The organism is Streptosporangium sp. NPDC000563, from assembly GCF_040299985.1.
Lineage (GTDB): Bacteria > Actinomycetota > Actinomycetes > Streptosporangiales > Streptosporangiaceae > Streptosporangium.
On the sequence record NZ_JBEPDA010000002.1, the window covers coordinates 1 to 24,224 of the forward strand.

The following is a 24,224-nucleotide window of genomic DNA, read 5'->3' on the forward strand; positions in this document are numbered from 1 at the left end:
CGGCCACACCCCCCCCGCCCCCCCCCCCGCCGGCGGCCCGGGGGGGGGCCCCCCCCGCGGGGGGCCGCCCCCCCCCCCGCGGCCCGGTCCCTGGCCGTGTTGTTCACACGCCCAGTCGAGAGCGCCACGGATCAGCTCCAGTCCTTGAAGATGCCTCGGTACTGGTCGTCGACCTTCTTGAGCATGTCCTCGGGGGTCGCCGTGCCGCCGACCAGCGACTGGTAGCCCTCGAGGAGCGGCTGGAAGAGCTGGCCGCCCTCGGGGATCCACGGCCGCGCGGTCGCGGTCTCCATGATGGGCTTGAAGACGGAGACGTCCTTGTTGGCCTGCACGTCGGGGTTGTCGTACGCCGAGACGCGGGTCGGCAGGAGGCTGATCTCCTTGGCGACCTTGGCCTGCGCCTCGGGGGTGCTCATGAAGCGGACGAACTCGTAGGAGGCGTCCAGGTTCTTGGAGCCGGCGTAGATGGCCAGGTTCCAGCCGCCGGTGGGTGCCCCGGCCTTGACCGAGCCCGCGGGGACGGGCGCGATGCCCAGGTTCTCCTTGTCCTTGAACTCCTTGCCCTGGTAGATCTCCGACAGCGCCCACGGGCCGTTGTAGATCATCGCGGCCTTGCCGTCCTTGAGGGCGGTCATCGCGTTGGCGTAGCTGTCCTGGATCGCGGGCTTGGGCGCGGCACCGGAGGTGATCAGGTCGGAGACGGTCGCCATCGCCTTCGCGTTCTCCGGGGAGTTGACGGTGATCTTCTTGTTCTGCACGTCGAGGAGGTCACCGCCCTCGCCGTACATGAAGGGCAGCAGGAAGTAGGAGTCGACGTTGAGCGCGAGGCCGTTGGCGCCGGTCTTCTTCTTGACGTCGAGCGCGGTCTGCTTGAGCTCCTCGACCGTGGTGGGGGCCTCCTCGTGCCCCGCCTCCTTCAGCAGCCGCTTGTTGTAGATGAGCGCGAGGGTGTCGGTGACCTGCGGGACGGCGTACGTCTTGCCGTCGTACTTGGTGCTGCTCAGCGGTCCCGGCAGGAAGTCCGCCTCGTTCTCCACCGCGCGGGTGCCCTCCAGCGGCTGCAGGTAGCCGAGTGAGGCGAACTGGGAGGTCCAGGCGACCTCGGAGCGGATCACGTCCGGTGCCCCCGCGCCCGCCTGCGCCGCGGTCTGGAACTGGTTCTGCGCCTGGTCCGAGGGGACGTTGACATACTTGACCTTGATGCCAGGGTATTTCGCCTGGAAGTCCTGGATGAGCGCCTGGAACGTCGGGCCCTCGCTGTCGGGCCTGACGGTGTCCCACCAGGTGATCTCACCGGTGATCTTCGACGGGTCCGCCGCCGCGGACTGGGCGGGGGCCGCCGTGCCGGCGTCACCGCCACCGCAGGCGGAGACCGCCAGGGCGAGGGCCGCGACGATCGTCGCGGCCGAGAAGGCTCGCCGCATGTTCTTCTCCTCGTGTTCAAGGGGCGGCCGGGACCGAAGAGCCGTCCGGCCGGGGTCTGGAGTACGCCGGACGTTACGCCTACGTGAACCCCATTGGAAGAAGTTTCTGCAAGAGTCTGCAAAGTCGTTACAAAGCCACCCCAAACCCAAGGAGCCGGACCACCTTCCGACGGGATCCTAGATGGCGATATCAACCATTTAAGGGCTATAAATCCCTTTTTGTGTGTTTTGGTCGCTCGACCGGATCTCTTCGGGACGCTCACGAATTGCCGGGATTCAGAAATTTGCCGCAAGGGATTGCATAGACCATCACTAGTGAGTAACTTCCGGGCAATACCCCCGAAACAACATCCCGTGGAGGCCCCCGTGGTCTGGCCGCTCCCCCCACGGCGCGCGAGAACGACCCTCCTGACGGGCGCCGCGCTCGCGGCAGCCCTGATCGCCACCCCTCTCGCCGCCACCCCGCCCCCCGCCGCCGCGTCCACCTCCCCCGCGTCCGCGCCCCTCACCGCACCGGTCTCCGCAGCGCCGTCCACGGTGCCGTCCGGTGCGCCCGCGACGGCCGGCGATCCCGTGGTCTCCGCGCTCAGCCGCACCGCCGAGCCCTCCGACAGGGACCTCGCCCGCGACGCGCTCCGCACCGACCTGAGCCGCGAGCGCTTCTACTTCGCGATGACCGACCGGTTCGCCAACGGCGACACCCGCAACGACCGGGGCGGCCTGTCCGGCGACCGGCTCACCACCGGCTTCGACCCCACGCACAAGGGCTTCTACCAGGGCGGCGACCTCAAGGGCCTGCTCGGCAGGCTCGACTACGTCAAGAACCTGGGCAGCACCGCGATCTGGATCACCCCGGCGTTCGTGAACCGTCCCGTGCAGGGCACCGGCGCCAACGTCTCGGCCGGCTACCACGGCTACTGGATCACCGACTTCACCAGGATCGACCCGCACCTGGGGACCAACGCCCAGATGAAGGAGCTGGTGCGCGAGGCGCACCGGCGCGGGATGAAGGTCTTCTTCGACATCATCACCAACCACACGGCCGACGTGGTCGACTACGCGGAGAAGACCTACTCGTATCGCGGCAAGGGCGCCTACCCCTACGTCGACACCCGCGGCACGCCGTTCGACGACCGCGATCACGCGGGCAAGGACACCTTCCCCAAGGTGGACACCGGATCGTTCCCGTACACCCCGGTCGCGCCGAAGAACGTCAAGACGCCGGCCTGGCTGAACGACCCGACGATGTACCACAACCGGGGCGACTCCACCTTCAGCGGCGGCGAGAACGACGAATACGGCGACTTCTTCGGCCTCGACGACCTGTGGACCGAGCGCCCGGAGGTCGTCAAAGGCATGATCGACATCTACAAGACGTGGGTGCGCGACACCGGCCTCGACGGCTTCCGCATCGACACCGCCAAGCACGTGAACATGGAGTTCTGGGAGAGGTTCTCCCCCGCCCTGCGCGGCTACGCGGCCCAGCAGGGCAACAAGCGGTTCTTCATGTTCGGCGAGGTCTACTCGGGCGAACCCTCCTTCACCAGCCGATACTCCACCCGGGGCGGCATGAACGCCACCCTGGACTTCCCGTTCCAGGAGGCCGCCCGCTCCTTCAGCGGCGGCACGGCGGACGCGTCCAGGCTGGCACGGCTGTACGCCGAAGACGACTACCACACCGACGCCGACGGCAACGCCGCGTCGCTGCCGACCTTCCTCGGCAACCACGACATGGGCCGCATCGGCCGCTTCGTCTCCCAGGACAACCCCGGCGCCCCCGACTCCGAGCTGCTGCGCAGGTCGCTGCTCGCCCACGAGCTGATGTATCTCACCCGCGGCCAGCCGGTCGTGTACTACGGCGACGAACAGGGTTTCACCGGAAAGGGCGGCGACCAGGACGCCCGCGCGTCCATGTTCGCCTCCAGGACCGAGAGCTACCTGAGCGACGACCTGATCGGCACCGACTCCACCCACGCCAGGGACAACTTCGTCCCCTCCCACCCGCTCTACCGGGGGATCTCCGCCCTGGCCGCGCTGCGCGACGCCCACCCGGCCCTCGCCGACGGCGCCCAGATCGAGCGGCTCGCCTCCGGCGGCGTCTACGCCTTCTCCAGGATCGACGCCGCCCGGCAGGTCGAGTATCTGGTGGCGGTCAACAACGCCGAACAGCCCGCGACCGTGAGTCCGCCCACCTTCTCGGCGGGCGCGACCTTCACCAGGGTGTACGGCGAGGGCGCCGCCACGCTCACCACCGGCGCGGACACGAAGCCGGCGCTCACCGTTCCCGCCCTGTCGGCGGTGGTCTACAAGGCGCCCGCCAAGCTCGCGGCTCCGGCCTCGGCCCCCGCCGTCTCGGTCGCCCTGCCGGGAGCCGAGATCAGGGGCACCGCGCAGGACGGCCGGATCCCGGTCGTCGCGATCGTGCCCGGCACCGGCTTCGACCAGGTCACCTTCGCCGCCAAGGTGGGCGAGGGCCCCTGGCGGGCGATCGGCACCGACGACGCGCCGAACGCCACCCCCTCGGGCCGCGCGTTCCGGGTCTTCCACGACCTGCGCGGCATCGCGGCGGGCACACCGATCTCGTACAAGGCCGTGGTGAAGGACTCCGCGGGCCGGTTCGCCTCGGCGGTCGCGGCGGCGACCGTCGGCGCCGAGCCCGCCCCCGAGGAGCCGGGCGCGGTGAGACGCGACTGGCTCGTCGTGCACTACCAGCGGGAGAACGCCGGCGACTACGACGGCTGGGGCCTGCACGTCTGGGGTGACGTGGAGAACCCGACCGAGTGGGCGACCCCGCTCCCGCTGACCGGTGAGGACTCCTACGGCCGCTTCGCCTGGATCAGGCTCAAGCCGGGTGCCACCAGCGTCGGGATCATCGCCCACCGGGGTGACGAGAAGGACGGCGGCGACCGGATCGTGAACCCCGCCAGGAACGGCGAGGTGTGGCTGGCGAAGGGAAAGGCGGAGACGTACCCGTCCCGCGCGGCGGCCCAGGGGTACGCGACCGTCCACTACAACCGCCCCGACGGGAACTACGAGGGCTGGGGGCTGCACCTGTGGGGCGACGGGCTCGCCGACGGGGTGCCCACCGACTGGGCCGCGCCGCGCCCGCCCGACGGCACGGACTCCTACGGCGCGTTCTGGAAGGTGCCGCTGAAGGACGCCTCCGTCCCGGCGAACTTCATCGTGCACAGGGGCGACACCAAGGACCCCGGGCCCGACCAGTCGTTCACCCCCGCCCTGCGGCCCGACGCCTACGTCGCCTCGGGAGTGGCGAAGGTCCATTCGAGCCGGGCCGCGGCCGAGAACGTCGCGATCCTGCATTACCACCGGCCCGACGGGAACTACGACGGCTGGGGACTTCACCTGTGGGGTGACGTGGCGACTCCCACCGAGTGGGGCGCGCCGCTGCGGCCCGCGGGCGAGGACGGGTTCGGCGTTCACTTCCGCGTCCCCCTGACCGAGGGGGCCAAGACCGTGAACTACATCATCCACAAGGGCGACACCAAGGACCTGCCGGACAACCAGTCGCTGGACCTGACGGCGACCGGCCACGAGGTGTGGCGGGTCGCGGCCACCGAGGGCCACCTGCTGCCCCAGTCCTCGGCGCGCGGCGCCGACGCCGACCTGTCGAAGTCGTCGGCGCACTGGATCGACCGCGCCACCGTCGCCTGGAAGATCGACCCCTCCACCGCCGGCCGCTACTCCCTCGCCTTCTCCGCCAAGGGCGACATCGCCTATTCGGGTGGCGACCTCACCGGCGAGGTCAGGCTGATTCGCCTCGCGCCCGGCGCGCTGACCGACGCGCAGAAGGCGAAGTGGCCGCACCTGGCCGGGCACGCCGCGTTCACCGTCGACCCGCGCGACGCCGACCTGGTGAGGGAGGCCACCCGTGGCCAGGTCGTCGCCGTCGAGCGCGACGCCTCGGGCGCCCTGCTCGCCGCCACCGGCGTGCAACTGCCCGGTGTGCTCGACGACCTGTACGCCAAGGCGGCGACCGCCGGCCTCGGCCCCTCGTGGAGCGGCGGCAGGCCCGGCCTGTCGGTCTGGGCCCCCACCGCGGTCAAGGTCGAGCTCGCGCTCTACCGCGACTCCTCGGGCGGCAGACGCACCGTCCACCCCATGCGCCGCGACGACGGCACCGGCGTCTGGTCGGTGCGCGGGGAGCGGGACTGGAAGGACCGCTACTACACCTTCCTGGTGACGGTCTACGCGCCCGGCGAGGGCACGGCGGGCAAGGTCGTCGTGAACGAGGTGACCGACCCCTACAGCCTGTCGCTGTCGGCGGGCTCGGGCCGCAGCCAGCTCGCCGACCTGTCCGACGGTGCCCTGCGGCCCGACGGCTGGACCTCCCTGGCCAAGCCCAGGGCCGTCCCCCAGGAGAAGGCGTCGGTCTACGAGCTGCACGTGCGCGACTTCTCCGCCTCCGACACCACCGTCCCCGCGGCGAGGCGCGGCACGTACGCCGCGTTCACCGGCGACTCGGCGGGGATGAGGGAGCTGCGCGGGCTGGCCGAGGACGGGCTCACCCACGTGCACCTGCTGCCCGTCTTCGACATGGCGACCGTCCCCGAGCGGAGGGCCGACCGGACGGAACCGGCCTGCGACCTCGCCTCGATGCCCCCGGACTCCGAGGAGCAGCAGGCCTGCGTCGCCAGGACCGCGGCGAAGGACTCCTTCAACTGGGGGTACGACCCGCTGCACTACACCGTGCCCGAGGGCTCCTACGCCTCCGAGCCGGACGGGTCGTCGCGGATCAGGGAGTTCCGCGGCATGGTCGGCGGGCTGAACAGGGCCGGGCTGCGGGTGGTGATGGACGTGGTCTACAACCACACCCACGCCTCGGGCCAGGACGCCTCCTCGGTGCTCGACCGCATCGTGCCGGGCTACTACCACCGGCTGCTCGACGACGGCACGGTGGCCACCTCCACCTGCTGCGCCAACACCGCGCCCGAGCACGCCATGATGGGCAGGCTCGTCGTCGACTCCGTCGTCACCTGGGCCCGCGAGTACAAGGTGGACGGCTTCAGGTTCGACCTGATGGGCCACCACCCCAAGGCGAACCTGGTCGCGGTCCGCGCGGCCCTGGACAGGCTCACCGTCGCCCGCGACGGCGTCGACGGAAAGTCGATCATCCTGTACGGGGAGGGCTGGAACTTCGGCGAGGTCGCCGACGGCGCCCGCTTCGAACAGGCCACCCAGGCGAACATGGCCGGCACCGGCATCGGCACCTTCAACGACCGGTTGCGCGACGCGGTGCGCGGCGGCGGCCCGTTCGACGCCGACCCCCGCGTGCAGGGCTTCGGCTCGGGGCTGGCCGGGGCGCCCAACGACTCACCGGCCAACGGCGACGAGGCGCAGCGGCGGGCCCGGCTGCTGAACTACCACGACCTGATCAAGGTCGGGCTCGCCGGCAACCTCCGCGACTACACCTTCACCGCCACCGACGGCAGGCGGGTCAAGGGCTCGGAGGTGAACTACAACGGCTCTCCCGCCGGGTACACGGCCGCACCGGGCGAGGTCGTCACCTATGTCGACGCCCACGACAACGAGACGTTGTTCGACGCGCTGGCGTACAAGCTGCCACCGGCGACCGCGATGGCCGACCGGGTGCGCATGCAGTCGCTCTCCCTGGCCACGGCCGTCCTCGGGCAGGGCACCTCGTTCGTGCACGCGGGCAGCGAGCGGCTCCGTTCCAAGTCGCTCGACCGCAACTCCTACGACTCCGGTGACTGGTTCAACCGGCTGCTGTGGGACTGCTCGGCGGGCAACGGGTTCGGCGCCGGGCTTCCCCCGAAGCCCGACAACGAGGACAAGTGGCAGTACGCCAGGCCGCTGCTGGGCGATCCGGCGCTGAAGCCGGACTGCGCGGCGATCGACGCCGCCCGCGCCCGCTACGGCGAGCTGCTGAGGATCCGCTCATCGTCCCCGGTCTTCGGTCTCGCCACCCTGGCCGAGGTGCAGAAGCGCCTCACCTTCCCGACCGGCGGCACCTCGGAGACCCCGGGTGTCGTGACCATGCACCTGGACGCCACGGGGATCGACCCGCGCTGGAAGTCGGTCACCGTCGTCTTCAACGCGACCCCCGAGGCCCGGCCGCAGGCCGTCGCCGCGCTGAAGGGCGCCCGGGTGACGCTCCACCCCGTCCAGACGGCCGGCGACGACGCCGTCGTGAAGCAGTCGACGTTCGACCCGGCCACCGGCACGCTCACGGTCCCCGCTCGCACGGTCGCCGTCTTCGTCCAATCCTGACAAACAGCGCAGAACTCCCCGCGGGGAGTTCGCGCACAGCCCCGCAGAGCCCATGAAAGCCGCCGGGCCGGGTGTTGCAGCACCCGGCCCGGCCAGGGAACCCGTCCATCGATCCTGGAGGCCCCACCCGTGAAACCCTACAGAGTCGTCCTCGCCACGGCGTTGAGCGCCCTGGTGAGCGCCGCCGTGCTGGTGCCCGGCGCGCTCCCCGCCCAGGCCGCGCCACCCACCCCCGGCCCGATCGTCAAGCTGTGGAACTGGAACTGGAACTCCGTCGCCAGGGAGTGCACCGACGTCCTCGGCCCCGCCGGGTACGCCGCCGTGCAGGTCTCCCCGCCGAACGACTCGATGTCCAAGGGCGGGTCGGTCTGGTGGGACATCTACCAGCCCGCCCGCTACACCCTCACCAGCAAGTTCGGCGACGAGAACGCGTTCAAGAACATGATCAACGCCTGCCACGCGGCGGGCGTCAAGGTCCACACCGACGCCGTCATCAACCACATGACAGGCCAGGGCAGCACCAGCTACGGCGGCTACACCTTCGGCAAGTACAACTACCCCGGCCTCTACTCCGCCGCCGACTTCCACTCCCCCACCTGCACGATCAACGGCTCCGACTACGTCAGCGACGGCTGGCGGGTGCAGAACTGCGAACTGGTCGGCCTGGCCGACCTCAACACCGGCTCCGAGTACGTCCGCGACCAGATCGCCGGCTACCTCAACAGGCTCACCTCCCTGGGCGTGGACGGCTTCCGCGTCGACGCCGCCAAGCACATCAACCCCGGTGACCTGGCCGCGATCAAGGGCAGGCTGACCGGCTCGCCGTACATCCACCAGGAGGTCATCCAGGGCAACGGCGAGGCGATCAGCCCGAGCCAGTACACCGGGATCGGCGACGTGCACGAGTTCGTGTACGGGCGCAAGCTCAAGGAGCAGTTCGGCGGCGGCCAGATCAAGAACCTGCAGTCCTTCGGGCAGAGCTGGGGCCTGTCGGTGCCGAGCGACAAGGCCGTGGTCTTCATCGACAACCACGACACCGAACGCAACGGCTCGACCATGAACTACAAGTACGGCGACGCCTACAGGCTGGCCAACGTCTTCATGCTCGCCTGGCCGTACGGCACGCCGAGGGTCTACTCCGGGTTCACCTGGAGCGACGGCGAGGCCGGCCCGCCCTCGTCGGGCGGCGGCTTCGCCGCCGACGCCGACTGCGGCAACGGCCGGTGGACCTGCTTCCACCGCCAGATGAACGGCATGGTCGGCTTCAACCGTTCCGTCCAGGGCACCACGGTCGGCAACTGGTACGACAACGGCAACAACGTGATCGCCTTCAGCCGGGGCGCGAAGGGCTGGGTCGCGATCAACAACGAGGGCGGCAGCGTCACCCGCACCTTCTCCACCGGCCTGCCAGCCGGGACCTACGCCAACGTCGCCGGAGGCGGCTCGGTCACCGTCGGATCCAACGGCACGGCCTCGGTCACCGTGCCCGCGAGGGGCGCGGTCGCGATCCACACCGGCGCCTCGGGCCCCGGCCCCAGCCCGACGCCGACGGTCAACCCCGGCCAGGTCGCCACCTCGTTCAACGCGACCGTGACCACGAACTGGGGCCAGAACGTCTTCGTCGTCGGCAACGTCGCCGCGCTGGGCTCCTGGAACCCGGCGAACGCCGTCGCCCTGTCGTCGGCCGCGTACCCGGTCTGGAGGGCCACGGTGAACCTGCCGCCGGGCACGACGGTCCAGTACAAGTACATCAAGAAGAACCCCGACGGCTCGGTGACCTGGGAGAGCGACCCCGACCGCTCCTTCACCACCCCCTCCGGCGGCACCGCCACCCGCACCGACTCCTGGCGCTGACCTCCCCGGCCCCATCCCCTGATCGGCCCCGGACGGTACGGCCTCCCGGTCGCGCCGGTCAGGAGCCGGTCAGGGGATGAGCCGTTCGGGGCCGGTCAGCCCAGGCGCCAGACGCGGACGGTGTCGTCGCCGCCGCCGGTGACCGCGACGGGGCGCCCGTCGAGTTCGGTCACCGCGGCGGCGAACACGTTGTGGTCGTGGGCCTTGAACGGCCGTCCCGCCCGTTTCCCGGTGTCGAGGTCGTGGACCTGCGCGGTGGCGTCGTTGCTGCCGGAGACGACGACGGTGAGCGACCCCACCCGGCCGACCGCGAGGGAGTAGATCCAGCCGCTGTGGCTCCGGATGGGCGGGCGGGCCTCACCGGCACCGGCGGCGTCGTCGATGTGGATGTCCTGCGCGCCGCCGGCGGAGAGCACCACGAGCCTGCCGTCCAGTTCGGCCGTGGTGACGGCGGTGACCTGGGCGCGCTGGGTGAGGAGCGTCTCGCCGGCCCCCGAGCGGAGCGGCCAGCGACGTACCGTACCGTCGCCGCCGCCGGTGAACACGACGGGCTCACCGTCGAGGGTGGCCGTGGCGAGGCCGAACACGGCGCCCTCGGAGGCGCGACGGGCCTTGCCGATCGCGGCGCCCGTCCTCAGGTCCCACACGCGCAGGCTCCCGTCGCGGCCTCCGGTCACCACGACGGGCTCGCCGTCGAGGGTGGCGAGGGCGAGGGAGAAGACGGGCGCAGCGACGTCGAAGGGCTTGCCGACCGGCTTGCGGGTGGCGAGGTCCCAGCGGCGTACGGTGCCGTCGTCGCCGCCCGACACCGCGATCTTCCTGCCGTCCAGCTCGGTGACCGCGACGGAGCGCACCCAGTCGGTGTGCCCGGTGAGGGTGGCCAGCGGCTTGCGGGTGGCGAGGTCCCACAGGCGGACGGTGCGGTCGTTGGCACCGGAGACGATCACGGACCTGCCGCCGACCTGGGCGATCGCCACCGACTGCAGGTCGTCGCGATGGCCGCGCAGCGGGCCGCCGACCGGTGCGCTCTTCCAGTTCCCGGTGACCGAGGTGGGGGTGGCGGCGGGGGACGGCGCTCCACCGGTAGAGGGTGAGGTGCTGGGAGACGGTGAGGCGCTGGGCTGCGTGGACTCGCCGGGTGAGGGGGAGCCGCCGGAGATCGAAGGGGAGCCGGTCATCGCGACGGGAGTGGGGTCCGCGCCCTCCTCCCCGGTCCCCGCCAGCAGTGGCGGGAGCACGAAGACGCCCGCGGAGACCGCGGCGGCGCAGACGGCGACGACGGCCCCGATCCGCCACGGGCGCGATCGTCCTGACCCGCCCGGCGCGGTCGCGCCACCGGCCCCCTCCCATGGGTCACCAGGAGAGGTGGAGACCCCGTGGCCCTGCCGGTGCCACTGTCCGGGCTCGGTGCTCGGACCCGTCGGTGACCACCCGGCGTACGGCGGCAGCGAAGGTGCCGCGCCCGGCTCGAACGGCGGCGACGGCCGGGACGGCGGCCGCTGAGGGTCGGCCTCCCACCCGGGGGACGGCTGTCGTTGCGACGAGGGCGGCCGGTCGTGGAGCGGTGATTGCGAAGACTGTGGCTGAGAAGACTCGGGCTGCGAAGGCTGCGGGGACGGGGACGGCGGCTCGGTCCGCGACGGCCACTGGGACGACGAGGACCGGCCCCGGGCCGACTGACCGGTCTGCGGCGATTCCGCGGGCGGCATGGCGGTGCCGGCCGACGGCTGGCGGATCAGCCGGAACAGCAGGTCGGAGGCGACCGGCCGATCGGCGGGATCCTTGGCCAGGCAGGCGCGCAGCAACGGGCGCAACCCCTCGGGAACCCCCGACAGGTCGGGCTCGACGGTGAGGATGCGGTGCAGCACGGCCGGGATGGTGTCCCGGCCGAACGCGGGGCTGCCGGTGGCCGCGAACACCATCGTCACGGCCCAGCTGAACACGTCCGAGGGGGCGGCGGCGGGCTGGCCGTGGATCTGCTCGGGCGACATGTACGTCGGGGTCCCGACGGCGCCGCTGGTCTGGGCGAACCCGGCGTCGAGTGCCTTGGAGACGCCGAAGTCGATGACGCGCGGGCCGTCGAAGCCGAGGAGCACGTTGGCCGGTTTGAAGTCGCGGTGCGCGATGCCCGCCTGGTGGATGGCGACGAGCGCGGTGGCCGTGCTGATCGCGATGCGCTGCAGGGCGGCGCCGTCGCGCGGCCCCTCCCTCTCGACGGCCTGCTGCAGCGAAGGCCCGTCGATGAACTCGCTCACCACGTAGAGGTGGTCGCCGCTCTCCCCCGCGTCGAGCACCCGGGCGGTGCAGAACTCGGCGATCTGCCGGGCGACGGCGATCTCCCGCTCGAAGCGCGCCCTCGCGACCTGGTCGGCGGCGAACCTGGGATGCAGCACCTTGACCGCGACACGCTCACCGGCCGGATCACGACCGAGGTAGACCGTCCCCTGCCCGCCCTCGCCGAGCCTCGCCTCGATCACGTACGGCCCGAAGGCGGTGGGGTCGCCGGATCTGAGCTCCGTACCGGCCATCGTGCTCCTCCCCCGCCGCGAGCCCGCCCGAGTGGTCCGGCGGCCACGCCCTGCCGCACGCGCCGGGTTCCGGGCAGTCTGGTCCCGGAAAAGAGCATGCCAGTATCGGCAAATTTGACCAAATGCCCGCAGCTATCAGTCGAGAAGGTTGGCGTGCAGGGCGCGCAACACCGCGTTGGTCCGGTCCCGCGCCCCGAGTTTGAGCAGCATGGTCGAGACGTGGTTCTTCACCGTGCCCTCGGCCAGGAAGAGAGCCTGGGCGATCTCGCGGTTGCTGTAGCCCTCCGCGACGAGCCGCAGCACCTCCACCTCTCGTTCGGTGAGCCGCTGGATCGCGGGCAGGTCGTCGTCCGCCGGGCGGCGGCGCCGCACCGCGCGCAGCAGCCGGTCGGTGATCGACGGCGAGATCAGTGTCCCCCCGTCGGCCAGGACGCGGATGGCCCGGGTCAGCCGTTCGAGCGTCACGTCCTTCAGCAGGTAGCCGCACGCCCCCGCCCGCATCGCGTCCAGCACCAGGGTGTCGTTGTCGAACGTGGTCAGCACGAGCACCGGCGGCGAGTCGTCCGCGCGCTCCCGCAACGCCCTGAGCACCCAGATGCCGTCGTGGCGGGGCATGCGCAGGTCGAGCAGGACGACGTCGGGGGCGTGCTCCCCGATCGCCGCCAGCGCGGCCATGCCGTCGTCGGCCTCCCCCACCACCTCGATGTCGTCGGTCAGGTCGAGCAGGCTGCGGATGCCCTGCCGGACCAGGGTCTGGTCGTCGACCACGATCACCCGGATCATCGCGCGGGCACCGTGGCGGTGACCCGGAAACCGTCGCTGCCGTCGAGCCGTACGTCGCCGCCGATCGCCTCGATCCGCTCGCTCAGGCCGCGCAGCCCGTTGCCCGGCCGCAGTTCGGGGCTGCCGCGCCCGTCGTCGACGGAGGTGAACCTCACCTCCCGCTCCGGTGTGCTCTCGATCCGGATGCGCAACGAGGTCGCGTCCGCGTGCCGGATGGTGTTGGTGACGATCTCCTGGACGACACGGATGAGCGCCAGGGTCACCTCCTCGGTGGGGCACACGTCGTCGTCGATCCACACGCCGATGTCGAGTCCGGGAATGTCGCGTACCACGGCGGCGAGGGCCTCGCGCAGGTCGGGCGCGTCGGTGCGCAGCTGTCCGACGGTCGCGCGCACGTCGCGAAGCAGGTCCCGCGCCACCCGGTCGGCACGCTCGATGTGCACGCGCGCGCCCGCCCCTTCGCGGTGCCGGGCGACCTCCAGTTCCAGGGTGAGCGCGGTGAGCTGGTGCCCCATCAGGTCGTGCAGTTCCCTGGCGATGCGCAGGCGTTCGTGAGCGCGTGCGGTGTCGGCCAGGATCACACTCGCCGCCCGCAGTTCCAGATGAGCCTCGCTCAGCTCGCGGCGCATCCGCTGCTCCCTGATGGTCACCAGCACGCTCAGCAGCGTCGCGATCTGGATCAGCAGGTACAGCAGCGCACTGAGGCCGATCTCGGCGACGGTGGAACCGGTGAGACCCACGGTCACGGCGATCACGACGACGTTGAGCACGATCACCACCGGGCCCGCCCACGGCGGCGCGACGTACGCGCTCAGGGCGGCGGTGAAGACCAGCAGGATCGGCAGCCATCCGGCGCCGGGGGCCGTCAGGATCGTGAGCCATCCCAGCACGACGGCCGCGCCGTAGCAGACCCACGCCTGCCTCGGCCGGCATTCCTCCCAGAGCGCGGCGATCAGCGCGGTGACCAGCAGCGCCACGAAGAGCGCGCCCCACACCGGCCGGGGGACCTGTGTCTCGGCCACGCCGAGCAATATCGGGGTGCCCACCGCGAGGCACACCAGCAGTGCCGCCAGCCCCGCCCACACGTCCGGCTCGATTCGCCGCATGCCGTTCACCCTAACGTGCGCTCGTGCCCCCGCTGAGGTGCCGAAAGTCATGGGTGCCGATACTGACCATCGGCACAGGCGCCGGCGGCTCGCCCTTCCTAACGTCGACGGCATGCATGCGACAACGTCATCTCCCGCCGTCGAAGCGGACGGCCTGCACAAGCGCTACCGCTCCAAGGTCGCCGTCGAGGAGGTCGGCCTTTCCGTCGCCGCCGGTGAGATCTTCGGCATCCTGGGACGCAACGGAGCCGGTAAGACGACCACCGTCGAGCTGATCGCCGGGCTCAGGCGGCCCGACCGCGGCACCGTCCGCGTGCTCGGCCTGGACCCCCGGCGGGACCGGGCCCGGCTGCGCCAGGTCCTCGGGGTCCAGCTGCAGGAGGCCGTCCTGCACTCCGCGCTCACGGTCACCGAACTGGTCCACCTGTACGGGACCTTCTACCGCGACCCGCTGCCGTCCGACGACCTGATCGAGTCGGTCGGCCTGACCGCCTCCCGGCGCACCCGCTTCGAGAAGCTCTCCGGCGGCCAGCAGCAGCGACTGTCGATCGCGCTCGCGCTCGTCGGACGGCCCCGGGTGGTGATCCTCGACGAGCTCACCACCGGCCTAGACCCCGAGGCGCGCCGTCGGATGTGGTCGACCCTTGAGCGGTTGCGCGAGTCAGGCGTGACCATCCTGCTCGTCAGCCACACCATGGAGGAGGTCGAACGACTGTGCGACCGGGTCGCGCTGCTCGACGAGGGCCGGGTCGTCGCCCTCGACTCTCCCTCGGGGCTCGTGCGAAGGGCCGGGTTCGCCCAGCGGGTCACCTTCCGCGCGATCACCCCTGTGCCGGGCGGGCTGCTCGAAGGACTCGACGGGGTCGACCGGGTGCACGCCGACGGCGACCGCGTCGTCGTCGAGGGCCGCGGTGAGCTGCTCCAGGCCGTCAGCGTCGCGCTCGTGCGCGCGGGCGTCGCGGCGGCCGAGACGCGCAGCGAACAGGCCGGCCTCGACGACGCCTTCCTCGCGCTGACCGGGCATCGGCTCGACAACACCAAGCTCGACGCAGAGTTCGACACCGCGCCCGACACGAAGGGGGAGACGATCCGATGACGGACATCACCGTCCACCGCCCAGGCCCGCGGGCCTGGGCCGCACTGCTGATCTGCGAGCTCAAGATGGTCACCCGCGACACCGCCGGGCTGATCGTGCCGATCGGCCTGCCCATGCTCATCCTGGTGATGAACGCCTCGTCCGCCGGCCGGGAGACGATCGCGCACGGTCGCACGGCGTTCGACGTCTACGTGCTGCCGCTGGTGTTCACGATGGTCGTGGCCACGACCGGCATCGTCAACATGCCGAGCTTTCTGGCCTACTACCGTCGCAGCGGCATCCTGCGACGCCTGGGGGTGACCCCCGCCTCGCCCGCGCTGGTCCTCGTCGCCCAGGCGGCCGCCGGCGTGCTGCAGATGGCCCTCGGTATCGCGGCCGCCTGGATCCTCGCCCTGCTGGCGTTCGGCGCCCACCCCCCGGTGCGCGTCGGCGCGGCGCTCGGTGTGCTGGCGTTGACGGTGGCCGCCATGTACGCCCTGGGGCTGACCGTCGCCGCGCTCTCGCCCACCCCGAACTCCTCCGTCGCGATCGGCCTGGTCGTCTTCTTCGTGCTGGGCGCCACCGGCGGCATGTTCGGCGGGCGCGGCAACCTCCCGGAGGTGATCGCGACGATCGGGCAGTGGCTGCCGTTCGGTGCCGGGAGCCAGGCCCTGTCGGCCGCCTGGATCGGCGCGCCCATCGAGGCCTCCAACCTGATCGGTCTCGCCGCGGCCATCGTGCTCGGCGGCGTCGTCGCGGCCGTGTTCTTCCGCTGGGAGTAGCCCGCCGTACGTCCCCCGGGGCGGCCGGCGCTCGGGCGCGGCCCGATGGGACGGTCCGCGAGCCGGCCCCCGCCAGGCTCGCGGCTTTCCCGGCACCCGGTACGACACCCACGAGGAGCGGCGCCGACGCCATCGAAAACGACGGGTAACGACGGGTACGGATCCAGCCCTTGCACGCCCGCCCCGTGGATCGGCCGGGACGGGTCTTTCCGAACGCTAGGCGGGGGCACGGCGGAAAGCATGAGTATCCCCTACTCATGCCCTGCGGTTCTCGGCTAACAAATCACGCAGATGCTCATATATCCATGTCAGAGGTCATCGCTGGGGGCGCAGGATGCGCAGGAACGTTGCCCGCTGAGCGGGGGACCCGGGCAGGCCGGACGTCCACGAAGACCGCTCCGGCGCCTAGCCGAGCGGCAGCGTCTCACCCGATTCCAGCAGGGTCTTCAGGTTCGACAGGATCTCGGGCCAGCCCTCGCTGACGCCCTTGATCATCTCACTGCCCGCGACGAGGCCCTCATGGGTGACGATCAGCTTGACCGTGGCCCCACCGGCGGGTTCGATCTCGAAGGTGATCTTCGAGATCGGCTCCCTCCTGAGCTCGGCGAGCTTCTCGTCGCTCCAGCCGAACATGTCGGCCACCTCCTGCTCGTAGTTGTGCCAGGTGTACGACAGGCGCTTGCCGGGGTCGGCCTCGAGCACCCGCTGGCCCCAGTCGTGGTACTCGCCGTCCGCGGTGACCTTCCACTCGACCGGGGCACCCGGCGTCCAGTCGGATCGCGGGCCCCCGCCACCGAAGTAACGGGTGATGAAGGCCGTGCCGGTCAGGGCCTCCCACAGCCGCTCCGGCGTGGTTTTGATGTAGCTGACGTAGACGAAGCTGGTCTCGGACACGTCCGTACCCTCCAGGGCTCGTTTCAGGTCGGCGAGCGCGCGCGCCCGCTCGCGGTCGTAGCGGCCGATCCACCGGTCGGCGATCTCGTTGATGGGCGCGGCGTTGAGGTGGTGGAGCTTCTCCCTGCCGCGCCTCACCGTCTCCACCAGGCCGGCCGCCTCCAGGACGGACAGGTGCTTGGTCACGGCCTGCCGGGTCATGTCCAGCCCCGCGCACAGCTCGCGCAGGGTCTGGCCGTTGTGCCGGTTGAGACTGTCCAGCAGCCTCCGGCGACTGGCGTCGGCGAGTGCTTTGAATACCGCGTCCATGCTGTCTCACAGAGTTAGGCAACCGTTTGGATGCATGTCTGAATATAGGCAACCTTTTAGTTGCCCGTCAATACGGACCTTCGCGCCTTCACGATCTCCCGTCGGGCGACCAGCGCGGCGGGCGCGACCACAGCGGGACCCCCGAGGGCTTGCGACCGCGGTTCAGGAAGCCGCGCCGGGGTCCCGGCTCAACACGGCGAGCACTCCGTCGATCTCGGAGAGCGCCGTGGTCAGCTCCGTTATCGACCCGACGCCGTGCACGGTGAGCCAGAGCGACACGACGGCCGGGCTCTGGCCATCGCTGCGCCGGTCGACCGACAACTCGTCCACACCGAACCCTCGCTCCGTGCATTCGGCCAGTGCCGACCGCAGCACGCCCCGGCCGCCGAGGTAGGTCAACCGGAACCGCGAGGGTGCGTACTTGGACCCGGGAAGCCGCTCGGCCAGCGGCGTGAGGACGAACACCGTCACGAGGTACCCGGCGGTCACGATGACCGCCAGCAACCACAGCCCGGCCCCGGCCGCCATCCCCACCCCGGCGGTGAGCCAGACCGCCGCGGCGGTGGTGAGACCCCGGACCACGTCACCTCGGACGAATATCAGGCCCGCGCCGATGAAACCGATGCCGGACACGATCTGGGCGGCCACCCGGGACGGATCGACCGTGACGTGATCCCGCAGAACATCGGAGAAGCCGTACTTCGACACCAGCATGATCAACGCCGCGGCGAAGCCGACCAGGGTGTGGGTGCGCAGGCCCGCGCTCTTCTGGCGGGCCTCCCGCTCAAGGCCGATCAGGGCCGAGAGCACGAAGGCGAGGAGCAGCATCCCCACCTGCGCCCAGCCCTGTCCGGCGAGTTCACCGAGAGGCGCCATCGCCGTCACCCCCGTCCCGTGTCCCGGTGGGGGCATTCTCGTTTCCGGCTACGCCGCCTCCGCGGCCTCCCCCGCCTGCCGCAGCATCGGGAACCGCCGCTGTTCCGACAGGTAGTGGCCGAACCCGACGACGAGCGCGACGGGCCAATCGATGACTCCCAACGCTCCCAGCGCCCCCAGCACCCCGTAGAAGACCAGCCGGTCAGGCGTCGGCAGGGTCAACGTCCCGATCACCGGCACGGTGATGTGCGGCGGCGACTGTCCCCCCTCCGCCCTGCCACGCGCCCTGCCGTTCGAAGCGGTGGTGGTTGTCCTCGCCATGGCGGCCTCCACAAATCACGACATATCCCGCCAATCCCCTGCCTCACTCAAGCCGTAACGCCGTTTGACCAGGACTTTACCCCTCCGACCGGCTCTCGGACCGTCGGCTCGCGAAGCCCTGCGCGTCGCCGGAATCGATACGAACGGACGATCCGGATCAGCCGAACCGCATCGACCATGAGCTCCAGTGCCTCCGCGAAAAGACACCGCTTCGTGGCCGGTACGGCAAGTAGGCTTCACGCGATCAGCGGGAGGCGGCAGGATTGGCGGCGTGAACCGCACCGCTGTACGTCTGGGAGTGCTCCTGCTGGCCGCCGTCGCGGTCGGGGCGGTGCTGCTCGCACTGCTGCCGCCGTCCTCGACAGGCACGTACGGCAAGGAGGGCATCCACGTCTCCACCGTCGCGGTGAAGAAGCTGGGCGAGCGCGACCACGAACTCACCGTCACCTCCGCCGCGCTCGGCCGCGAGGGCAGGGTGAGGGTCCTGCTGCCCGAGGGATGGGCGCCGGGCTCGGGTCCGTGGCCGGTGCTGTACCTGCTGAACGGCTGCTGCCAGTCCGGCTACGACACCTGGATCACCAAGGGCGGCGCCGCGGAGCTCACCTCCGGCTACCGCGCGCTCGTGGTCGTCCCCGAGGGAGGCACCGTCGGTTTCTACTCCGACTGGCGCGAGGGCCCCGGCTGGGAGACCTTCCACCTCAGCGAGGTACGGACCATCCTGGAGCGCGACTACGGCGCCGGAGACCGGCGGGCGGTGGCGGGGCTGTCCATGGGCGGGTTCGGGGCGATGTCGTACGCGGCCCGCCACCCCGGCATGTTCCAGGCCGCGGCCTCCTTCTCCGGGGTGCTGCACACTCGCGACGGCAACGGCGGCGTCGACTGGCTGCTCGGGCAGTACGGCGAGAAGTCCGTGAAGCTCTGGGGTCCCCCCGAGGATCCGCGGTGGGCCGCCCACAACCCGGCCGACCTCACCGGCGCGCTGCGCGGGATACGGCTCTTCGTCTCCAGCGGCGACGGCGCCCCCGGACCGCTGGACGACTCCGAGGCCCGGGACGAGGGCGAGGCCTCCCTTCTCCTCCAGGCCGTGACCTTCGTCGAGCGGGCCAGGGCGAACGGCGTCGACGTGGCGGTCGACTTCTACGGCCCCGGTACCCACTCCTGGCCCTACTGGCGCCGCGGCCTCGAACGCTCGCTTCCTCTGCTCATGGGCTCCATCGGCGCGGCGGCCTGAGGACCCCCGACTCGTCCTCGTCCGGCGCCACGAGCAGCAGGCCCTCGTCCTTCTTCTCCGCCCGCTCCCGGCTGGGGCTCCCGGCGGCGCGGAAAGTTAAGACTGGCGACTCTGGACGTTCAGCTCAGACACCCCTTTTCGGTCTATCCCCGTAGCTAGGTTCCTATGACACCCCAGCTCAGGGGCGTTCGCCGTATGTCATGAGGAGCCACCTTGCGAGTCCTGGCCGTTGTCCCCGCCCGTGGAGGTTCGGTGGGGGTCCCCCTGAAGAACCTGGCCGCGGTGGGCGGCACTCCCCTGGTCGCCCGTGCGGTACGAGCCTGCGTGCGCGCCGAGTTGGTCGACGAGGTCGTGGTCAGCACCGATCACGAGGGAATCGCCGAAGTCGCCCGCGCCGCGGGCGCGACCGTGATCGACAGGCCGGGAGAGCTGAGCGGCTCGACCGCCTCCAGCGAGTCCGCCGTGCTCCACGCGCTCGACCACGTCCCCGACGTTCCCGACGTGGTCATCCTGGTGCAGTGCACCAGCGCGTTCATCGACCCCGCCGACCTGGACGGCGCGATCGCGAAGGTCCTGGACGGCAGCGCCGACGTGGTGTTCTCCGGGCTGGAGACCCACGAGTTCCTCTGGGACGCCGCCGGCGCGGGCGTGAACCACGACCCGTCCTACCGTCCCCGCCGCCAGGATCGCGAGCCGCACTTCCGCGAGACCGGCGCGTTCTACGTGATGCGCACCGAGGGTCTGCGCGAGCACGGCCACCGCTTCTTCGGCTCCGTCGCCGTGCAGCAGGTGCCCTCGCGCCACGCCATCGAGATCGACACCCCCGAGGACCTGGAGATCGTACGGGCGCTCGCCCCCTTCGTCGACGAGCCCGAGCCGATCGACGTGGACGCGGTGATCACCGACTTCGACGGCGTGCACACCGACGACCGCGCCTACGTCGACCAGGACGGCCGCGAGACGGTCGCGGTGAGCCGTTCCGACGGCATGGGCATCTCGCTGCTGCGCCGCTCGGGCGTCAAGCTGATGATCATGTCCACCGAGCACAACCCGGTGGTCGCGGCCCGTGCCCGCAAGCTGGGCGTGCCCGTGCTGCAGGGCCTCACCGACAAGCGGACCGTGCTGCGCGACTGGCTCGCCATCGAGGGGATCGACCCGGCCCGCGTCGCGTACGTCGGCAACGACGTCAACGATCTGGGCCCGATGAGCGACGTCGGCTGGCCCGTCACGGTCCCCGACGCCCACCCCAGGGTCCGCGCCGCCGCCAGGACCGTACTGACCAGGCCAGGAGGCGCCGGGGCCGTACGGGAACTGTGTGACCGCGTCCTCGCGGCCCGCCCGGTGGACGAGGTCGCCGTCGCCCCCGCGCCGCGCGCCGAGCTGCGGCTCACCTCGACCGCCAGGCCCGTCCAGATCGGCGACGCGCTCGTCGGCGCCGGGCAGCCGGTCTACGTGATCGGCGAGATCGGCATCAACCACAACGGCGACCTGGACATCGCGCGCAGGCTCATCGACGTGGCGGCCGAGGCGGGCTGCCAGGCGGTCAAGTTCCAGAAGCGCACGCCGGAGATCTGCGTGCCGCTTGAGCAGCGCGACCAGATCCGGCAGACGCCCTGGGGCGAGATGACCTATATGGAGTACAAGCTCAGGACCGAGTTCGGCCTGGACGAGTACACCCAGATCGCCAAGTACTGCCAGGAGCGCGGGCTGCACTGGTTCGCCTCGCCGTGGGACGTGCCGTCGGTGGAGTTCCTGGAGTCCATGAACGTCGTCACCCACAAGGTCGCCTCGGCGAGCGTGACCGACCTGGAGCTGCTCCGCGCGCTCGCCGCGACCGGCAAGCCGATCATCCTGTCCACCGGCATGTCCACGCTGGAGGAGATCGACCGGGCGGTGGAGATCATCGGCACCTCCAAGCTGGTCCTGATGCACGCCACCTCCACCTACCCCCTGCCTCCCGAGGAGGCCAACCTCCGCGCGATCATCACCCTCCAGGAGCGGTACGGCGTGCCGGTCGGCTACTCGGGCCACGAGCGCGGCCTGCAGATCTCGCTCGCGGCGGTGACCCTGGGCGCGGTGACCGTGGAACGACACATCACGCTCGACCGCACCATGTGGGGCTCCGACCACGCCGCCTCCCTGGAGCCGGCCGGGCTGGAGCACCTGGTCCGCGACATCCGGATCATCGAGACCGCCCTGGGCGACGGCGTCAAGCGCGTCTTCCCCGGTGAAGAGGCTCCCAAGTCGCGGTTGCGCCGAGTCACTGTGTAAATGGCGACGCTAACGCGTCGCGGTGAGGCGGGTGATTTGCGACGCTAACGCGTCGCGGTGAGGCCGCTCTTGTCCGGCTCCTTCCCTCGTCGAGGGAGGTCGCTCGTTCCTCGCGACCTCCCTCTCCTCAGTCCAGTCGCCGGCGCGGCCTCACGGATAGTCCCGTCAGAGGGGAGGTGAGGGGGTCCCTTGGGAGGGAGGTTAGGGGGCGACGTGAAGGGGTTGTTGGGTGTTTGAGGTGGGGATGGGAGGGTGGAGTTGATCAAGTTGTCGGTGGTGGTTCCGGTGCGGGACGCGGAGGACTACATCGGTGACGCGCTGACCTCGCTGACCAGGAACGCGCGCAGGGACTTCGAGTTCATCGTGGTGGACGACGGCTCCGCGGACGCGACCGGGCAGATCATCGAGGACTTCCGCGACGACCTGCCGGGGCTGGTCGTGCTGCGCAACGAGGCGCCGGTCGGGCTGGCCGACGCGCGCAACCTCGGGGTCTCCCTGGCCTCCGGCCGTTATCTGACCTTCATGGACGGCGACGACTGGCTCGCGCCCGGATACCTGGAGAGCCTGGTCGGGGCGATCGAGCGGCTCGGCTGCGACTTCGTCCGGGTCGACCACGTCCAGGTGGAGGGCAGGAAACGGACGATTCACCGGGCGCCGCTCGCCACCCGGGAGGTGGTGGTGAAGCCGCGCGACCACATCCTGCCCGCCGAGTCGAAGACCATGGTCGACTACCCGTACGCGTGGGCGGGGATCTACCGCCGCGACCTCGGCGAGTTGCTGACCTTCCCTGGGCACCTGCACACCGCCGAGGACAGGCCGTGGATCTGGCGGCTGCACCGTGAGGCGGGTTCCTTCGCGGTGGTGTCGCTGGCCGGGCTGTTCTACCGGCGGATGGTGGCGGGCTCGCTGACACAGATCGGCGACGCGAGGCAGCTGCACTTCTTCGACGCCTTCGACCTGGTCTTCGAGGGCCTGGAGGAGGAGTTCACCCCCAAGGCGGTGCGGATGTTCCTCGCGCTTCTCGCCCACCACCTGGAGACGGGCGAGCGGTTCTCCCCCGAACTGCGCGCCCGCTTCGAGGAGTGCGGCGCCGCGGCCCTGAGGCGCTTACCCCCGGATCTGCTCGCCGAGATCCGTCTGGACCCGGAACGCGACCAGATCCTGCGCAGACTCCTGGAGGGCTGATGACGCAGCTGTTCTACGCCTCGACCCTGTTCGGCGCGATGACGCTGGCGGCGGCGATCGACGACGGCCGCTTCGGTCCCCGCGAAGGGCGCCGGATCCTGCTGGTGTCCAACAACGCGGCCATCCCGGAGATCACCCCGCCCCTGGACGAGGCGCCCGGTTTTGCCGCGCTGCGCCCGCACTTCGACGAACTCCACTCGTGGAACGAGATCATCGCCCCGCTGCATCCCTCGGACTGGAGGGCCCGCGTCATCGAGGTGCCGATGCTGAGCCGCCTGGTCGCCTCGCGTCTGTCCCTGGGTGACGGCCCCGCCGAGCTGATCCTGGAGTCCGTCGCGGTCCCCCCGGCCAGGACCCTGGGAGGGCTGGTCAGGGACTGTCCGATCACGGTCTACTCCGACGGCCTGATGAGCTACGGCCCGACCCGCGACCCGCTGCCGTCGGAGATCTCCGGGCGGATCACGCGCCTGCTCCACCTCGACCTGGTGCCCGGCCTCACGCCGTTGCTGCTGTCGGAGTACGGGGTTCCCGCCGAGTCCCTTCCCGGCCGGGCCTTCCTCGACGTGATCGGGAAGGTCGGCGGGGAGACCGGGCACGCGCGTTCGGGCCGGGCGATGATTCTCGGACAGTACCTGTCCGCCCTCGGCATCCTCACCCCCGAGGAGGAGGCGCGACTGCACGCCGACATGCTGCGCGGCCTCGTCGCCCGGGGATTTCGCGGCGTGCTGTTCAAGCCCCACCCGGCCGCCGGGCGCAGGCACGCGCAGCGGTTACGCGAGACGGCCGCCGAGCTGGGCGCCGAGCTCGACGTGGTGGCGGAGACCGTACCCGCCGAGTCGTGCTTCGCCGCACTGAGGCCCGAACTCGTGGTCGGCTGCTTCTCCACCGCCCTGATCACCGCGAGCCGGTACTTCGGGCTCCCGGTGGCGACGTCGGGCGTCGAATCGGTCCTGGAGCGGCTCACCCCGTACGAGAACAGCAACCGGATCCCGGCCACCATCGCCGACGCCCTGCTGCCGCGCCTGTCGGCGGACGGCTCGCTGGAGGAACCGCCGCCGGTGGATCTTCCCGCCCTGGTGAGCGCGGTCGGCTACTGCATGCGGGCCGAGGTGTATCCGGGGCTGCGCGAGAGTGCCGCCGCCTACCTGGAGGCGCACGGCACCGCCCGCTACTTCAAGCGCCAGCGCCTCGGCGCCCTGGATCTGATCACCGCTCCCCCGGCCGCCGCCCCCAGGGAGCGGAGCCCGCTGGTCAGGCTCCGCGACCGCCTGTCGAAGGCGCTCCCCTAGAGGGCCGGTCGGGTAGTCGCGCAGGAGCGTTGATCGACATGGGACGT

At 71.0% G+C, this 24,224-nt stretch carries 15 protein-coding genes; 8 read left to right on the forward strand and 7 right to left on the reverse strand.

Annotation, left to right across the window (positions count from 1 at the left end; all coding sequences use genetic code 11):
• Nucleotides 1-131: 131 nt before the first annotated feature.
• On the reverse strand, nucleotides 132-1,424 hold the full coding sequence (locus ABT352_RS08455; RefSeq protein WP_350943586.1) for an extracellular solute-binding protein: 1,293 nt from the start codon (nucleotides 1,422-1,424) through the stop codon (nucleotides 132-134).
• 366 nt (nucleotides 1,425-1,790) lie between these two features.
• Here ABT352_RS08455 and pulA point away from each other — a divergent pair, with 366 nt between their 5' ends.
• A complete protein-coding gene (pulA, locus tag ABT352_RS08460) occupies nucleotides 1,791-7,673 on the forward strand; it encodes a pullulanase-type alpha-1,6-glucosidase (RefSeq protein WP_350943588.1) in 5,883 nt (1,960 codons plus the stop codon).
• 129 nt (nucleotides 7,674-7,802) lie between these two features.
• Nucleotides 7,803-9,527, forward strand: a complete 1,725-nt coding sequence (locus ABT352_RS08465) for a carbohydrate-binding module family 20 domain-containing protein (RefSeq protein WP_350943590.1) — start codon at nucleotides 7,803-7,805, stop codon at nucleotides 9,525-9,527.
• 95 nt (nucleotides 9,528-9,622) lie between these two features.
• Here ABT352_RS08465 and ABT352_RS08470 read toward each other — a convergent pair whose 3' ends face one another.
• The 3 genes from ABT352_RS08470 to ABT352_RS08480 all read right to left on the reverse strand — a co-directional run bounded on the left by ABT352_RS08470 (nucleotide 9,623) and on the right by ABT352_RS08480 (nucleotide 13,944).
• Complete coding sequence (locus ABT352_RS08470; RefSeq protein ID WP_350943592.1) at nucleotides 9,623-12,055, reverse strand: WD40 repeat domain-containing serine/threonine protein kinase; 2,433 nt, start codon at nucleotides 12,053-12,055, stop codon at nucleotides 9,623-9,625.
• Between the two features lie 135 nt (nucleotides 12,056-12,190).
• Nucleotides 12,191-12,838: a response regulator gene (locus tag ABT352_RS08475; protein WP_350943594.1), complete on the reverse strand. Its 648-nt coding sequence runs from the start codon at nucleotides 12,836-12,838 to the stop codon at nucleotides 12,191-12,193.
• Nucleotides 12,835-13,944: a sensor histidine kinase gene (locus ABT352_RS08480; RefSeq protein ID WP_350943596.1), complete on the reverse strand. Its 1,110-nt coding sequence runs from the start codon at nucleotides 13,942-13,944 to the stop codon at nucleotides 12,835-12,837. The genes ABT352_RS08475 and ABT352_RS08480 overlap by 4 nt, the downstream gene beginning before the upstream one ends.
• Before the next feature lie 112 nt (nucleotides 13,945-14,056).
• Between ABT352_RS08480 and ABT352_RS08485 the strand changes: the two genes are divergently transcribed.
• Nucleotides 14,057-15,040, forward strand: coding sequence for an ABC transporter ATP-binding protein (locus ABT352_RS08485; protein WP_350943598.1), 984 nt, complete (start codon nucleotides 14,057-14,059; stop codon nucleotides 15,038-15,040).
• Nucleotides 15,037-15,801 (forward strand): ABC transporter permease, encoded by a 765-nt coding sequence (locus tag ABT352_RS08490; RefSeq protein WP_350943600.1) that lies wholly within the window; start codon nucleotides 15,037-15,039, stop codon nucleotides 15,799-15,801. Before ABT352_RS08485 ends, ABT352_RS08490 begins: the two co-directional genes overlap by 4 nt.
• A gap of 405 nt (nucleotides 15,802-16,206) precedes the next feature.
• On the opposite strand, the gene ABT352_RS08495 is transcribed toward ABT352_RS08490, so the two are convergent.
• The 3 genes from ABT352_RS08495 to ABT352_RS08505 all read right to left on the reverse strand — a co-directional run bounded on the left by ABT352_RS08495 (nucleotide 16,207) and on the right by ABT352_RS08505 (nucleotide 18,201).
• Nucleotides 16,207-17,004, reverse strand: a complete 798-nt coding sequence (locus ABT352_RS08495) for an ArsR/SmtB family transcription factor (protein WP_350943602.1) — start codon at nucleotides 17,002-17,004, stop codon at nucleotides 16,207-16,209.
• 162 nt (nucleotides 17,005-17,166) lie between these two features.
• Nucleotides 17,167-17,880 carry an MgtC/SapB family protein gene (locus tag ABT352_RS08500; protein ID WP_350943604.1) on the reverse strand — a complete coding sequence of 238 codons (714 nt, stop codon included), beginning with the start codon at nucleotides 17,878-17,880 and terminating at the stop codon, nucleotides 17,167-17,169.
• 48 nt (nucleotides 17,881-17,928) lie between these two features.
• A complete protein-coding gene (locus ABT352_RS08505; RefSeq protein ID WP_350943606.1) occupies nucleotides 17,929-18,201 on the reverse strand; it encodes a hypothetical protein in 273 nt (90 codons plus the stop codon).
• A gap of 271 nt (nucleotides 18,202-18,472) precedes the next feature.
• Between ABT352_RS08505 and ABT352_RS08510 the strand changes: the two genes are divergently transcribed.
• The 4 genes from ABT352_RS08510 (at nucleotide 18,473) to ABT352_RS08525 (ending at nucleotide 24,177) form a co-directional block, all read left to right on the forward strand.
• A complete protein-coding gene (locus ABT352_RS08510) occupies nucleotides 18,473-19,432 on the forward strand; it encodes an alpha/beta hydrolase (protein ID WP_350943608.1) in 960 nt (319 codons plus the stop codon).
• 213 nt (nucleotides 19,433-19,645) lie between these two features.
• A complete protein-coding gene (locus ABT352_RS08515) occupies nucleotides 19,646-21,703 on the forward strand; it encodes an N-acetylneuraminate synthase family protein (protein WP_350943609.1) in 2,058 nt (685 codons plus the stop codon).
• Between the two features lie 252 nt (nucleotides 21,704-21,955).
• The gene (locus ABT352_RS08520) at nucleotides 21,956-22,888 is read left to right on the forward strand and encodes a glycosyltransferase family 2 protein (protein ID WP_350943611.1); all 933 of its coding nucleotides are present in this window, start codon (nucleotides 21,956-21,958) and stop codon (nucleotides 22,886-22,888) included.
• Complete coding sequence (locus ABT352_RS08525) at nucleotides 22,888-24,177, forward strand: alpha-2,8-polysialyltransferase family protein (RefSeq protein ID WP_350943612.1); 1,290 nt, start codon at nucleotides 22,888-22,890, stop codon at nucleotides 24,175-24,177. The genes ABT352_RS08520 and ABT352_RS08525 overlap by 1 nt, the downstream gene beginning before the upstream one ends.
• Nucleotides 24,178-24,224: the final 47 nt, after the last annotated feature.

Bases quoted from the DNA above. Each gene is read 5' to 3' on its own strand.
- ABT352_RS08455 (WP_350943586.1), bottom strand. From the start codon at position 1,424: ATGCGGCGAGCCTTCTCGGCCGCGACGATCGTCGCGGCCCTCGCCCTG.
- ABT352_RS08470 (WP_350943592.1), bottom strand. From the start codon at position 12,055: ATGGCCGGTACGGAGCTCAGATCCGGCGACCCCACCGCCTTCGGGCCG.
- ABT352_RS08475 (WP_350943594.1), bottom strand. From the start codon at position 12,838: ATGATCCGGGTGATCGTGGTCGACGACCAGACCCTGGTCCGGCAGGGC.
- ABT352_RS08480 (WP_350943596.1), bottom strand. From the start codon at position 13,944: ATGCGGCGAATCGAGCCGGACGTGTGGGCGGGGCTGGCGGCACTGCTG.
- ABT352_RS08485 (WP_350943598.1), top strand. From the start codon at position 14,057: ATGCATGCGACAACGTCATCTCCCGCCGTCGAAGCGGACGGCCTGCAC.
- ABT352_RS08490 (WP_350943600.1), top strand. From the start codon at position 15,037: ATGACGGACATCACCGTCCACCGCCCAGGCCCGCGGGCCTGGGCCGCA.
- ABT352_RS08495 (WP_350943602.1), bottom strand. From the start codon at position 17,004: ATGGACGCGGTATTCAAAGCACTCGCCGACGCCAGTCGCCGGAGGCTG.
- ABT352_RS08500 (WP_350943604.1), bottom strand. From the start codon at position 17,880: ATGGCGCCTCTCGGTGAACTCGCCGGACAGGGCTGGGCGCAGGTGGGG.
- ABT352_RS08505 (WP_350943606.1), bottom strand. From the start codon at position 18,201: ATGGCGAGGACAACCACCACCGCTTCGAACGGCAGGGCGCGTGGCAGG.
- ABT352_RS08525 (WP_350943612.1), top strand. From the start codon at position 22,888: ATGACGCAGCTGTTCTACGCCTCGACCCTGTTCGGCGCGATGACGCTG.